Raw genomic sequence first — 12298 nt, 5'->3', positions numbered from 1 at the left:
AAGAGAATCGGCGGTGCCCGTCGGTCGTGCAACGGGCACCGCCGCCGTCACGTCCCCGCTGACGTCACCGCCAGTCGACGACGATGCGGTTCAGCGGAGTTTCGAGAGTGAAGAGGCCGGGGCTCTGCTCGATCGCCGGGGCGTCCGGGGGCTGGATCTCGAATGTGGCCTCCCGGTCGCGGTACTCGCGGTCCCAGGTGCGGATCGTGTCGGCGACCCGGGCGGTCAGCTCGTCACTGCCGGGGCCGTGTCCGATGACGCCGAACTCCCAGAGCTTGCCGCCTTCGGGGGTCTTCTGGTCCGACAGCCGGCGGGCGAGGTACGTGACGGCGCCCTTGTCCACGGCCGCAGTGGACGACGGGTAGGGGTCGTCCGTGAGGAGAGTCCCCTTGGCGTCCTTCGGGAACAGCATCCGGATCAGCCCGCTGGGCAGCGAGCAGGACACGAACAGCTCCATCCACTCCGGCGACTCCATCGCGCGGACCATCATCCCGGTCCACTGCTCGGAGCGCGGCTGCTCCAGCACGCCGGCCAGGGCCTCGGCGTCGATGGGCTGCCCTGCGGGAGCCTGGAGCCGCACGGAGCCGTCCGTGCTGAGCGGGATGACGCGGCGGTCGTCGTCGGCGATGCCGCGCCGCAGCGGCATGAAGGTGTTCATCTTGCTGCTGACGCTGGTCCAGCGGCCGTCGCGCTGTTCGTAGGCGATGGAGCGGGACACGCTGCCCTTGAGTCGCTGGGGAACGACGAGCCTTCCGCCAGGCGCAAGTTGCTGCATCCAAGCGTGCGGGACGCCGTGCGCGCCGACCGTGGCAATGACCCGGTCGTACGGTGCTCCTTCGGCATGGCCGAGGGCTCCATCGCGGGTCAGCGCCTCCACGTTGATGAACCCGGCCGCGGCCAGGTGCTCGCGGGCTCCTTCCACCAGGTCGTCATCGACGTCGATGGTCGTGACGTGGCCGCTCTCTCCGACGAGGTGGGCGAGCAGGGCGGCGTTGTAGCCGGTGCCCGCGCCGAGTTCGAGGATGCGTTCGCCGGGCTGGGCGTCCAGTTGGTCCAGCATGAGCGCGACGACCCTGGGCTGGGAGGCGCACGAGATCGACGTGCCGTCACTGTCGTATTTGATGTTTACCGGCACGTTGGCGTAGGCGTCTTCGAGCGTGGCGTCGGGCACGAACAGGTGGCGCGGGACGGTGCGCAGGGCAGTCTCGACCGCGGGCGTGCGGGCGTAGCCGGACTCGCGGATCTTGTCGACCAGGGCATTGCGGAGCTGCGTCGCGTCGGCCTCGGAAGTGGTCATCGTGTCGGTATTCACCGGCCTGACGCTAGTGGTTTCGGGCGTGCCCTCGTTGGACGACGCGGTGTTGTCACTCGATCCCATGACTGCCTCTCGTGCGATGTTGAACAGGGCGCTTTGGTCACCCGAGGGGAGACCTGCGCGGTTGGCGTGGAAGATCACGTGGTGGGCGATGACCGCTCGCAGGCCGCGTGTGAGCTCGCCGCCGACGGCGAGCTGAGCAAGCGTTGCTCCGGTCCTCTCGAAGGCGGCAACCCACTCCGTCTGTTCGCCGAGCGGGCCGCTCGGACGGCACAGGCTGCGCGTGTCGACGGTCATCAGCTTCTGTACCGCCGGGACCAAAGCGGCGGCCCGCTCCGGGGCAAGGGGGTCGGTCGCCGGTCGGAACGCGGCGGCTTTCACCCACACGTCGCCCTGCTCGAACCAGTCCAGGTTGGCGGCCCGCATCAGGGCGCTGAGCAGAAGGACGGCCGTCTCCCTGCGTCCCAGCCGCCCGGGTCCGGGCTGGTAGGTGAGCAGATGACGACTGTCCATGTGGAACAAGTCGTGAGCGGCGTCCATGGCCTTCGTCCCGCCAAAGGCAGTGGTCTCCGGCTCGTAGATGCCAGGCATCCACGACTGGGCCGTGCCGTCCCGGACGAGGTCGCTCAGCAGCGTCTCGATCAACGGGGACGGCCTGGCTGCGCGGTATCGCAGCGGCCAGGGCTGCTTGTTCATGAACCACCAGTCGACGAGCTGCCCGTCTTCCTCGGCCGCCAGCAGTGCGGGACCGAGGCGTTCGGTTATGGCTCGCTTGGCGGTCGTGCGGTCGGTGAACGTGACGTGGTGCTGATGCCAGCGGTCCGGGGGCATGACGGGGTCCTTCGATCGGCGGATCAGGCGATGAGCAGGCAGGAGTCCCAGGCTGAGGCGGGTGTGGCGGTGGTGGCAGGAGCCAGAAGCGCCAACGCCATACCGGCAGCGCCGTTCAGGAATCCGGGTCCGGCTTCCTCGTTCTGAGTGACCGCCCTGGCCACGTCTTCCGGGACGGTGCCCGGCGGGCAGACCGCGCTCAGCAGTGGTGGTACCGCTGCGCGGAGCCGTCCAGCCGTCGACGAGTGGGCGTCGGCGGCGGTCCGGGCCGCTACGTGTGCGAGACCGGCGAAGCCGTGGCACAGGCCGTTGTCCGTGGTGGCCTTGAGCTGGGCGATATCTGTGAGTGCGGCCACGATCGCGACTTCCGCCTCGATCTGGCGGTCGGCGCGGCCGAGTGCGAGGGCGGCGAGTTGCTGCGCTCGGGCGACGCCGACTGTGCCGTAGCACCAGGAAGGGCGCTTGGGTGCTGATGGAACGAGGTGGCCGCTGCGCAGTTCCTCGCGGGTGACCCAGTACGGCCAGGCGAGGCCGGGGCCGGTCTTCTCCTGCCATCGGTCCAGCCAGGCCAGGATCGTGTGGAGGGCTTCCCGGTGCCCGCCGACGGTGATGCCGCGTCGCGCGGCGAGGGCCAGCAGCGCGAGGACGCCGCCGATGCCGTGAGCCATGCCGCTGTTGGCGTGGCCGCCGGGAAAGCGGTCGTCGGGTCGGCCGGATGGTCCGGTCGGCGTCCACCAGCCAGGCAGGACTTCGTCCTCGTGGGTGATCGGCTCGGTGCGCCGTACGCAGTAGTCGAGGATGGTGCGGACGTCGGCCCCGGCCGGGTCGTGACGGAGGAAGTAGGCCCCGTAGCCAACCAGGCCCCGGATCGTGTCGAACTCGGCGAGATCCGGAAGGCGTCCCGCGTCGGCGCGGCGGTTCGCGGCGGTCAAGCGGTGGCGAACGTCGGCGGACATCTGGCGGTCCAGGGAGTCCCGGGCACGTTGGTAGGCGCCCGGCAGGTGTTCTGCGGCGCAGGCCAAGGCGTGGGCGAGGGCGGGCGCGCCGTAGAAGGGGTGACTGTCGGGTCCGCTGGTGAACGGCTGCCGTGCAGCAGCGGTGAGCCAGGCATGAGCGCGTTTCCACGAGCCCGTGCCGGCGGCGGCTCGCTCGATGTGCAGCAGGGCGATGCCGGTGGGTCCGTACGCGAGGTGCTGGCGGTGCGAAGACGCAGCGTCCGTTTCCGGCGGCGTCGTGGCGGGGTCGGCGAGAAGTTCGGCGACGGCGTCCACTGTCCTGACCGCGAGTGTGTGAGTCATCGGGCCCTCCGCGACAACCAGGCCAGGGCGGCGGCGCGCGTGAGGTAGAGGCAGACCTCTTCCTCGGGGAAGTCGACCGCGACGTGCCGGACGAAGTGGACGTGCAGCAGTGAGGAGAGGACGTCGTCCAGGACGATGCCTTCGGTGTCAGGGCCGGGAAGATGCAGCCGGTAGGCGGCGACTGCTGCGTCCCGGTCGGCCCACGCCTCCATGACGGCCTGTCCACCGGCCACGGTGCGCAGGGCCGACCAGCCGTCGGACGGATCGGCCAGCCGTACGGCTTCGGTGAATTGCGGACGCGGCACCGCAACAGGGGCGACTGGCGGGATGTGGTCGACCAGCCAGCGCATCGCGGCCTCGGTGCTGCCGAGGAACGCGGTGGCGATCGAGATCGTGTGCGCGGCCACCAGCGCACGTTGGTGCGGACGCTGGAGCTGGCGGAGCTGAGTGACGACGGCGCGCGAGTCCGCCCGGAACACCTCCTCGGCGGCGTCCCACGCCGCGCCCGAGCCCCAACGGCCCATCTCACGGTAAGAGGTGGGGAAGCGCATGTCCGACAGCAGGCCCGTGGTACGCAGTTCCTCAGCCCAGGTACCGATCGTGCGGGCGGTCTCGGCGAAGGCTTCGGGGCCGGGCAGCGCGATGCGCACTCGCAGGTGATGATCCGGGTCGCGGAAGCGGATGAACCACCACGGCGGGCCACCGAGTCGATCCAGCAGGTTCGGGAGATGCTGGGAGAGCAGGGCGTCCTGACGGCGCAGGTCGCCGTACAGGGTGGCCAGCAGCAGAGACGAGACGCCCGGCGTCTGGATCTGCTCTGGGGAGAAGGTGCGGGAGGGGACGGGGGTCGGCAAGGACGGCCACCCCGGTGATCGCGTCGCCTTGAGTGGCAAGACGACCTCATGCGCCCGGCCGCCGCACCACCCGTACGCGTCGGCGTCCGAGGCTTCGACGAGGACGGCAGTGCCGACGCGGTTCAGATGCTGGCGCAGCAGCGTTCGATGTCCGGCTTGGCCGAGGTCGAGGCGCAGGCGCCGGTCGTCCTCGGCGAGGTCGATCCGCTGAGGCATCCGTCTCCGGGTCCGCAGGTCTTCGAGGGCGGTGTCCCACTGCGCCTGGGGGCGGTCGCGGCCGGGCAGCTCGGTCGCTTCCATCCGCCACCGTGCCGAGGCAAGCACCGTGCGCCCGTAGCGCAATCGGGGCAGGAACGGCATGGCTTTCGCGGCGCCCCAGTCGAACGAGGTGACCTGCGCGCATTGGGCGCGCGACAGCTCGGTGAGGAACCGCACCAGGGGCGGGGTGTGCTCCCTGAGGTTCAGCGCGTGCATTCCCACGGCCTCGATCCGTCGCCCGCGCTCGGGTGCAGCCAGGTACATGCGACGCCCATCGCAGGCCACCGCCAGGTCTTCGGGCGCGAGCACATCGCCGCTGGCGGCCCGGTGCTCGTGAACACTGATCACGGTGGACAGGACCTGCGGGGCCCGGGTGACGTGGGCGCTCGTGGGCAGCAGCGGCGGGAAGGACAACTGGGCGGGGATGGTGCCGGCGTCCGCGGACGGAAGGTCGGCCAGTTCCGCTGACAGCCGTTCGCGGGCGTCGGGAGCCAGCACGCTGAGGAACCGGCCCGTGGTGACACCGACGCCACGTGACACGCTCGCGACCTCCAGCCGGAAGCGCCCGCGGTCCAGGTCCTCGGTGCTGGCGGCGCACACGCGGACACTGACTTCAAGGTGCGGCGGCACCCTCGGGCGCTCGGGCCCCAGCTCCATGGCCGCTACCAGCTCGTCGGTGAGCACGACCTCGTCGCGGCCGTCGAGGACAGCGGTCTGCGCCAGCCGTACCAAGGTGTCGTCCCGTACGGACAAGCGGGAGCGGCGCCCGTCGTCTTGGGTGCCCGGATAACCGTCGGGAAAGCCGGTGCCGCTGTCGGCGACGACTTCGTTGAGCGGCACCATCGTGCCGATGCCGTACTTCTCGTAGAACCGGCGCTGATACGCCTTCCACGACGCCGTCCCGTACGGATGGGCGCTGACCCGGGTCAGGACGGTGGCGGCACGCGCGATCTCGTGGGCGACCTCTTCGGGAAGCTCGACCTCCGCGTCCAGGCGTAAGTCGAGAGCCACGGGGTGGCGACGTAGCTCCGGAACTTGAGCCCGCATGCGCGTAGCGGCTCGGCTCCGTCCGCTGCGCGAGGCGCAATCACTCAGGTCGTCACGGACGGCGTGCAGTTCACGGATGGCGGCGGCGATCGGTGCCATACCGTCCGCCCCCGCTGTGCCGAGTTGGCCCAGCAAGTATCCCAGCGCGTCCGTTTCGGTGCTCGGAGCGTGCAGGCTGGTGATCAGGACCTCGTTCCGAATCAGCTCCCGTACGAGGCGGTGAGCCTTCGCCGGTCCCGCCGCTGGGAATTCGGCCGTCAGCTTGTCCACGAGCAGCCCGACGCGGATGGGCTCTCGGGCGCTACACAGGACCAGCTTCACCGGGTCGGTCAGGGCCAGGGACGCCTCGACCGCGCGCCCACGGGCGCCCTGGCGGTCGGACTTGTACGGCACGATGAGCCGATCACCACGGCTCGCCGTGGTGTTGTTGAGGACCACCGCCAGGCGCTCAAGCAGCTCGGGGCACGACTCCAGCCGCTCGATGACGGCAGTCAGCCACTCCGCACTCGCCCGGCCGACGGCCGTGTGTTCCGGACCCCACTTCACGCGTGCCCGTGCCCCGATCGAGGCCGAGGCAACGCCAGCGAACAGGCCGAACGGCGTCGCCCGGTGTTCCGCGCGCAGGACGTAGCGGGCTACCGAAGCGACCGCTCGCCGCACATCACGCTCGGCCGGGTTGCTGGCTGAGCACAGCACGCGCACCTGCGAGGCAAGAGCCGGGCTGGCGTGATCCAGGGCTTCGGCAACGCCCTCTTCGGACCACACCTGGCGCAGCCACGCGAGGCGGGCAACCGCGCTCCGCGGGGACAGGTCATCCAGGTCGGGGCACGGGGATACGGGAAGTTCCGGCCGAGCGACCGCACGGAGGATAGCGGTCTTCCCAGCGCGGAACGCGGTGCTCGAAGCCAACACGACCTCCGTGGTCCAGGCGGGCGGCCGGTGCCTTCGCTCGATGAGGCGCGAAGGCACCGGCCTGGGATGACGTGCGTGTCAGGTCAGGCCACGTTGGTGGTGCAGGCGCCGCAGGTCTCGCCACAGCCGTCGTCCGTCAGGCTGATCAGCCCGGCGGTGTCGGAGACCTCGACCAGGGTGACGTCCAGGTCGAAACCGTCCGACGTCGTGCCCGAGCCCTGCGGCTTCACCTGCGTGGTGTGTGTGATCTGGGGACTCATGCGAACTCCCGTGACTGCGAGTGGATTTGCGGATGGTGGTTCTGCCAGGCACCTCCGTGCGGAGCGTATGAAGACCACAGCGCCGCAGAGGTGGTTCCCGGCCACCGGCCCGAGGTGCCATGCCCTCGACGTAGAACGTGCAGGGCAGCCTGTCCCAGGCCGGAGTCTTGCGCCGCCTCGGTGGTCGGGCTCGTACTCACCGACTCACCGAGGCGGCCGTCTAGAGGCGGGCTGTCGCGATCTCCCGTTCGAGGTCGACAACCGATACGCCGCGCAGCTCGCGCACGAGCTGCGAGGCGAGAAACCAGGGCCTGAGCAGGTGGTCCTTATAGGGCAGTGGGACGTCCTTCGCCTCGTCGCTCACCACCACGGGCACCGGCCGCAGATCAGCCCCCGTGGTGTAGAGCGTGCCGACCACCCCGTAGAGGCGCGGAACACGTGCCCGTATCGCGACCGCGCCGTGCTTCAGCAGGTGGGGGCACCGCTCGACCGCGGTTGCGGCACAGTCGAGGCAGAGGGGCGGCTGCCAGGTGAGGACTCCCTCGGGCCAATCCGGCGGCGTTGCGTCTCTTGGCCGCGTTGCGAGGAACAGGTAACCGCTGGCGGTGCGGCTGGCCGGCGAGACGATGCAGACCTGACACCGTAGGCCCTGCATCGTCTCGCGCTGCCGAGACGGATGTACCAAGCCCCATCGTGGAGACCCGACCGGCCAGCCGTCATCGCGGGATTGCGAGCACCGGGCCCAGAGAACTCCTTGGTCGTCCCGATCATCCGGTCCCTCGTCCAAGTAGCACAGCCCTCCGCCGTCGGGCCGGAGGCCGAGCATGGCCGCGACTTCTGGTTCCTCGCCACGGCGGGCGGTGACGTATGGGACGACGGCGGACCACGGCGCAGGGAGGGTCATGCCGCAGCCGCCACCGCGTGTGAGAGCGGGCGGTTCGGTGCGATGATCCGCCCGTCCGGCAGCAACTCGCCGGTGTCCGCGAAGAGGAGGACTCCGTTGCAGAGCAGCGTCCAGCCCTGCGCCGGTTGCTGGGCTGCGGCACGAGCGGCTTCACGATCCGTAGCATCTGTTGGTGGACATGGTGGTTGGTGCTGGCACATGGGATTCCTCATCGACAGGGAGGTCTGGGTCGTGGAGCCGTGACGCCCGCTCCCTGATTCCTCTACGGTCAAGGCCCTGCCACCCATACCGGGGGAAATGAAAGCCTCGGCAGCAGGGAGCTAGTGCCGCGTGCGGAGAGGACGGGGCGCCTCGCCGTACGCGGAGATCACGAGATGTCGTTCAGTACCGAGCTCAGTAGCGTTTCGTGCGGCACGGGGCCGGGCTGGAACTGGTTGAGGTGATCCCGCAGCGGCCCAGAAGGCACGAGGCGGTCGCTGCGGCAGCGCCTCAGCCAGTACGGACCGGGCGGCTCGCTCTGATCCAGCGGAGGGAGCGCGAGCTGATGCGGCCTGCCGAGGCACATCGCGAAGCGGTGGGGCGCCCATCGGTCACTGGTCCCAGGCGGAACGAGCCAGATCAGCCAGCCACGCTGGGGATCCTCGATGACGGGGCCACAGGCGTCCGGGGCGTCGCCCGGGGACCGCTGGATCTCGTCCATGAGTCTCACCACCCCGTATGCGGCGGGACCGCTCGCGGTGACGACGATGTCGAAGTACTGACCGCCGAGCGGAAGCGTGAGCTGCTGTCCCGTCGAGAGAGCCATCAGGCGCCGGATGCGGTCGGCCAAAGTGCCCATGTCCGCAGCCGGCTCGCGGGGCACACCCCTCAACAGCGGTTCGTTGAAATGGACCTCCGGGGCGGGGCGACGCTGGTCGACCTTGGAATCACGGCGGGGCAGTTGTGTCGTCGTCATGCCGAGACCTCCAGAACTGCCCCGGCCAGCCGGGCTTGAACGGCTTTGCCCATCACCAGGCCGTTCGCGTCCCGTCGACGGCGAAAGGCAAGTTCGGCCCCAGCCTCCTGCACACACCACAGGCCGCGGGGCTTCTCGCCCTCACCGGCAGGTTGCCAGGCCAACGCGGCGAAGAAGCCGGGGAGCTCCGGCATCGGGTCATCGACCTCGACCAGCAGCTGGCCGGCGGAGTCGACGTACAGATGCACCTGGATCTTGTCGGTCTCGTCCACGGGAGTGTGCCTGACCGCGTTGTCCACGAGCTTCTCCACGATCCGGGCTGCGTCCTCGACATCGCCCGTCCACCGGGCCACGGTGAGGCGGGTACGAGCGAGAAGCCGGGCGTTCCTGCCAGCGGCGGCGGTCGCAGTAACGCTTCCGTCCCACACGAACACCGGTTCGTCAGGCACCATGAAGCGGAGCCGTAACAGCTTGGGCTGGGACTCCTCCTTGACGCTGTCGGGACGCTGCGTGGGCACAGAGGTGGACGGCACAGGTCTGGTGCTGAACCCGGCCGTCACCGCGGCGGTGGGGGCGGGGTAGTGCGGGGACGGGTTCACGGGGACTCCCTGTTTCATGGCTGGGGGCTCCGGCGCCCAGAGGGCTGGGCAGCTCAGCAATCGGCGCCCCATACGCGAGCCACGTGGTGGTTACGAACAGCAAACCGCCCCCGGCTCGACCCGGGTACCCGCCAGCGGGAGCGCCGCTGCCAAACGTGACACAAGATCGTTTACTCACTTCCGGTCAACGGCGGCAAAGGCTTTCGGTTCAGTTCAGTGGATGTCGTCTGGGATTCAGCAATAGGTTTGGATTGCCACCTCATGTCGACGCGCGCCGAGCGCAGTTGACAAATCTGACTCAAGATCATCAGCAGGCGGGGGCCGCATCATGGCGCGCGAGCGGAACGAACGGTTCGAGGCGTTACTGAAGGATGCAGGCTGGTCACGGGCCCAGGCGGCGAGCGCCTTCGTGCGAATCGCAAATGAGAGCGGCCTGACCGACTACGCCCACATCGCTCGCCAGCACGTCCAGCACTGGGTGGCCGGACACGCCCCATCTGGTCAGGCCCCCATAATCATGTGCGAGGCGCTGTCCCGTCGCCTGAAGCGCATCATCACTCCTGCCGAAGCCGGGTTCACAGCGCCTGACTCGCCGGCGCAGGGGGCGCTGGACTGGCGCGTCGATCCGCTGACCGCGCTGACCGACTTGGGGAGCACTGACTTGGATCCGGACAGGCGGAACCTACTGCGTGGAGGCGTGTACTCGGCCGCCGCCCTTGTTGTCCCCTCCGACGCCTGGTGGACCGAGATGGCAAGGGATCCAGCCAACTCGGAACAGAAGGGCTCCCAGCGCGTCGGCGGAGGCGACGTAGAGAACGTGCGCGAAATGACGTTGGCCTTCTCACGTATGGACCAGCGCCGGGGCGGCGGACACGGCCGGACCGCTCTCGTCGAGTACCTGCGCTCGGACGTCGCCCGCTATCTCGTAGGAACGTTCCCCAATGACCACGTCCGCCGCCAGATGTTCTCCGCCGCGGCAGAAGCGTCCTACCTCAGCGGCTGGATGGCTTTCGACAACGGCGAGCATGACATCGCCGAGCGGTATTTCGCTCTTGGACTGAAGCTGGCCGCCCGAGCTGCCGACGCTCCGCTCTCGGGCCACATCTTCCGTGCCATGGCGCATCAAGCCCTAGACCTGGGTCTGTTCAGCAAGGCCCTGGAGCTCTCGACGGCCTCAGTCGCTGGCCAGCGATATCAGTCCGCGACGCCACGAGAGCGGGCACTGCTCGGCGTTGTCCATTCCCGTTGTCTCGCTGCAACTGGGCAGGACAAGAAGGCGATGAAGACGCTGCTTCAGGCCGAAGACGACCTCCGCAGCGCCCATGACGGCATCGAAGAGCCCGCCAGAACCTTCTTCTTCGGCGAGGCTTCACTGGCCCATGAGACGGCATGCACCTTGCGCGACCTCAAGGACCATAAGGGGGCAATCAGCCAATTTGACCGCAGCGTCCGGACTCGCGGACCTGCATTCAAGAGGACGCACGCCGTGACGCTCGGATACCTCGGGGCGACACAGATTGCTACGGGCAATGTGGAAGAGGCGTGTGCAACCTGGTCCAAGGCCCTCGACGCTATGGAGGAAGGCGTCTACTCCGGCCGAGCTCGGCAGCGCGTCGTGGAGATGCGCTCCTTCCTCTCGCCGTACCGGCGGCGCGGCATCCCAGCCGCTGTCGAACTGGAAACCAGGGCAGCCGACTACCTGCGCACCGTAGATTGATCACGTTCGGCAGAGGGATGAGGAGGGCACTATGACTCTGCAGATCGAGCCCATCGGCACCGTTGTCGGTGGCCGAACTGAAGTCTCGGACGACAACTGGGGCGGCGTCGAGTGCATCATCCGCCTTGACCCGAAGTTCCCCCTCGAAGTCGTGAAGGGACTGGATGAGTTCTCCCACCTGATCGTCACCTGGCACTTCAGCCAGGCGTCCCCGACTGACGTTGCTCTGCACGCACGCAGCCCCCGGAACAACCCTCGCTGGGAACCATCCGGCACGTTCGCGCATCGCAACCACCGACGCCCGAACCAACTCGCCACCAGCTTCCCCAGGCTGCTCAAGGTCGACGGCCTGGACCTCCATGTCACCGATTTGGACGCGGTCGACGGGACTCCCATCTACGACCTCGGCCCCTACTTCCAGGAGATGGGGCCTCAAGGCGAGATCCACGAACCGGCCTGGCCCGGCGAGATGCTCAGCGAGTACTGGGCCGAGTCGTGACGGTTGCGATCACGTGATCCCGGAAGCCGCGCTCGTCGATCCGGTGAGATCCGGGCGCGGCCCGAAGGCACGACGGCAACGGGGGTGGGAGATCGGCCAATCCGCCGCGTCATCGACAGTACGCACCGTGCGGTTGGCCTTGTCGGGGTCTTGGTGGGTGGTCCAGCCGCAGTCCGCTCCGTCGAAGACCTCCACCGTGGTCACTCCGGCCTGGCGGGTTCGGTTGAGAGTGCCTGCGTTGTAGGCGACGGCCGACTTCGCGAGCGTGGCGGCCTCGGCCCACGCGCGCACCGGAACCCGTGCCCCGTTGCGGTAGACGACGTACGTCAGCTTGTGCTTGGTGGCCAGCCGATCCGCGAGGTTCTTCGCGGCCAGCTTCGCGGTCATGTTGCCTGCCGCTAGCAGCGGCACTTCGCGGCGCGTAGCTTCCCGCGCTACGCGATAGAACTGGCCGGCCATCCGCTCGGCTTCCTCAGAGCGGCGTAGGTAGTCGGCGTAGGAGTCTGCCGCGAGCGACTGGAGAGCGTCCCGGTGGAACGTGGTCCAGGTGAAGGTCATGCCCAGGGCCTCGGCGGCCTTCCGGCCTCCGGCTTCGTACAGGTGGGGGAGCTGCCGCCGTACGAACTGCTGGGCCTCCTGGTCCACGCGCTGACGGAACTCACGGATGGACTGCTTGAACTCCTCCAGCGCGGTTAGCGTGTACGGCGTACGCGGGTTGTCGGCGAACCTGGCGAGCACATCCTGCTGTTTGCTCGCCAGGCGTTCCCAGGCTTCCTCGAGTACGGCAGCGACCCGGCGCGCGATCTCGTCAGGGTCTCCCGGCACCAGCGGCGGCCACTCGTACGGCAT

General features: G+C 68.8%; 11 protein-coding genes. 2 read left to right on the top strand and 9 right to left on the bottom strand.

What is annotated here, in order from left to right; genetic code table 11:
* Positions 1 to 64 precede the first annotated feature (64 nt).
* From fxlM to JS756_RS11340, 8 genes are all read right to left on the bottom strand, one after another.
* Entirely contained in the window at positions 65 to 2146 is a 2082-nt protein-coding gene (fxlM, locus tag JS756_RS11370; RefSeq protein ID WP_205382923.1) for a methyltransferase, FxLD system, read from the bottom strand.
* 23 nt (positions 2147 to 2169) lie between these two features.
* Positions 2170 to 3444, bottom strand: a complete 1275-nt coding sequence (locus JS756_RS11365; protein ID WP_205382922.1) for a lanthionine synthetase C family protein — start codon at positions 3442 to 3444, stop codon at positions 2170 to 2172.
* The gene (locus JS756_RS11360) at positions 3441 to 6368 is read right to left on the bottom strand and encodes a lantibiotic dehydratase (protein ID WP_307790516.1); all 2928 of its coding nucleotides are present in this window, start codon (positions 6366 to 6368) and stop codon (positions 3441 to 3443) included. Before JS756_RS11360 ends, JS756_RS11365 begins: the two co-directional genes overlap by 4 nt.
* A gap of 230 nt (positions 6369 to 6598) precedes the next feature.
* A complete protein-coding gene (locus tag JS756_RS11355; RefSeq protein ID WP_205382920.1) occupies positions 6599 to 6775 on the bottom strand; it encodes an FxLD family lanthipeptide in 177 nt (58 codons plus the stop codon).
* A gap of 220 nt (positions 6776 to 6995) precedes the next feature.
* The gene (locus JS756_RS36675; RefSeq protein ID WP_240203610.1) at positions 6996 to 7193 is read right to left on the bottom strand and encodes a hypothetical protein; all 198 of its coding nucleotides are present in this window, start codon (positions 7191 to 7193) and stop codon (positions 6996 to 6998) included.
* A gap of 482 nt (positions 7194 to 7675) precedes the next feature.
* A complete protein-coding gene (locus JS756_RS36670) occupies positions 7676 to 7879 on the bottom strand; it encodes a DUF5999 family protein (protein WP_240203609.1) in 204 nt (67 codons plus the stop codon).
* Positions 7880 to 8046: 167 nt separating this feature from the next.
* A complete protein-coding gene (locus JS756_RS11345; protein WP_240203608.1) occupies positions 8047 to 8634 on the bottom strand; it encodes a hypothetical protein in 588 nt (195 codons plus the stop codon).
* Positions 8631 to 9233, bottom strand: coding sequence for an ATP-binding protein (locus JS756_RS11340; RefSeq protein ID WP_205382918.1), 603 nt, complete (start codon positions 9231 to 9233; stop codon positions 8631 to 8633). Before JS756_RS11340 ends, JS756_RS11345 begins: the two co-directional genes overlap by 4 nt.
* 328 nt (positions 9234 to 9561) lie before the next feature.
* Here JS756_RS11340 and JS756_RS11335 point away from each other — a divergent pair, with 328 nt between their 5' ends.
* Both JS756_RS11335 and JS756_RS11330 read left to right on the top strand, forming a co-directional pair.
* The gene (locus JS756_RS11335; RefSeq protein WP_205382917.1) at positions 9562 to 10950 is read left to right on the top strand and encodes an NsdA family TPR-like regulatory protein; all 1389 of its coding nucleotides are present in this window, start codon (positions 9562 to 9564) and stop codon (positions 10948 to 10950) included.
* A 31-nt stretch (positions 10951 to 10981) separates the two neighbouring features.
* Complete coding sequence (locus JS756_RS11330; protein WP_205382916.1) at positions 10982 to 11449, top strand: SAM-dependent methyltransferase; 468 nt, start codon at positions 10982 to 10984, stop codon at positions 11447 to 11449.
* 9 nt (positions 11450 to 11458) lie between these two features.
* Here JS756_RS11330 and JS756_RS11325 read toward each other — a convergent pair whose 3' ends face one another.
* Complete coding sequence (locus tag JS756_RS11325) at positions 11459 to 12298, bottom strand: hypothetical protein (protein WP_205382915.1); 840 nt, start codon at positions 12296 to 12298, stop codon at positions 11459 to 11461.

It is taken from the genome of Streptomyces actuosus (assembly GCF_016921115.1).
Classification (GTDB): Bacteria; Actinomycetota; Actinomycetes; order Streptomycetales; family Streptomycetaceae; genus Streptomyces; species Streptomyces actuosus_A.
The sequence above is the reverse complement of the archived record's forward strand: the minus strand, read 5'-3'. Positions and strand labels throughout refer to the sequence as shown.

Excerpts from the sequence above, each read along its gene's own strand:
- JS756_RS11365 (WP_205382922.1), bottom strand. The coding sequence starts at position 3,444 with ATGACTCACACACTCGCGGTCAGGACAGTGGACGCCGTCGCCGAACTT.
- JS756_RS11335 (WP_205382917.1), top strand. The coding sequence starts at position 9,562 with ATGGCGCGCGAGCGGAACGAACGGTTCGAGGCGTTACTGAAGGATGCA.
- JS756_RS36670 (WP_240203609.1), bottom strand. The coding sequence starts at position 7,879 with ATGTGCCAGCACCAACCACCATGTCCACCAACAGATGCTACGGATCGT.
- JS756_RS11345 (WP_240203608.1), bottom strand. The coding sequence starts at position 8,634 with ATGACGACGACACAACTGCCCCGCCGTGATTCCAAGGTCGACCAGCGT.
- fxlM (WP_205382923.1), bottom strand. The coding sequence starts at position 2,146 with ATGCCCCCGGACCGCTGGCATCAGCACCACGTCACGTTCACCGACCGC.
- JS756_RS11355 (WP_205382920.1), bottom strand. The coding sequence starts at position 6,775 with ATGAGTCCCCAGATCACACACACCACGCAGGTGAAGCCGCAGGGCTCG.
- JS756_RS11330 (WP_205382916.1), top strand. The coding sequence starts at position 10,982 with ATGACTCTGCAGATCGAGCCCATCGGCACCGTTGTCGGTGGCCGAACT.
- JS756_RS11325 (WP_205382915.1), bottom strand. The coding sequence starts at position 12,298 with ATGCCGTACGAGTGGCCGCCGCTGGTGCCGGGAGACCCTGACGAGATC.